Origin of the sequence: Klebsiella sp. 141203 (assembly GCF_032601985.1) — a bacterium.
Taxonomy (GTDB): domain Bacteria; phylum Pseudomonadota; class Gammaproteobacteria; order Enterobacterales; family Enterobacteriaceae; genus Klebsiella; species Klebsiella aerogenes.
This window is the reverse complement of record NZ_JAQIRL010000020.1, coordinates 1-428: the sequence shown is the minus strand read 5'-3', so window position 1 is coordinate 428 and position 428 is coordinate 1. Positions and strand designations below refer to the sequence as shown.

1 protein-coding gene is annotated in these 428 nt (G+C 57.7%); it reads left to right on the top strand.

The window, feature by feature from the left end; all coding sequences use genetic code 11:
- On the top strand, positions 1-428 hold a 428-nt coding region (locus PGR29_RS24825; protein ID WP_316425542.1), incomplete at both ends, for a molybdopterin oxidoreductase family protein.

Sequence of the window (428 nt, the reverse complement as noted above, 5' to 3'; positions counted from 1 at the left end):
CCGATGCACTACAACAACACCCAGGAGATCTGGGATGAGTTGCGGCATCTGTGCCCGGACTTCTACGGCGCTACCTATGAAAAAATGGGCGAGCTTGGCTATGTCATGTGGCCATGCCGCGATGAGTCCGACGCCGACCAGGGGACGTCGTATCTGTTTAAAGAGACATTCTCTACACCGAGCGGTAAAGCCCAGTTCTTCACCTGCGACTGGGTCGCGCCGGGAGATAAACTCTCTGAACAGTATCCGTTGGTGCTGTCGACGGTGCGCGAAGTCGGCCACTACTCCTGCCGTTCGATGACCGGTAACTGTGCGGCCTTAAGCAGGCTTGCCGATGAACCGGGCTATGCGCAAATCAACACCGCCGACGCCGAACGGTTAGGCATCGAGGATGAAGCGCTGGTGTGGGTCAATTCGCGTAAGGGGCG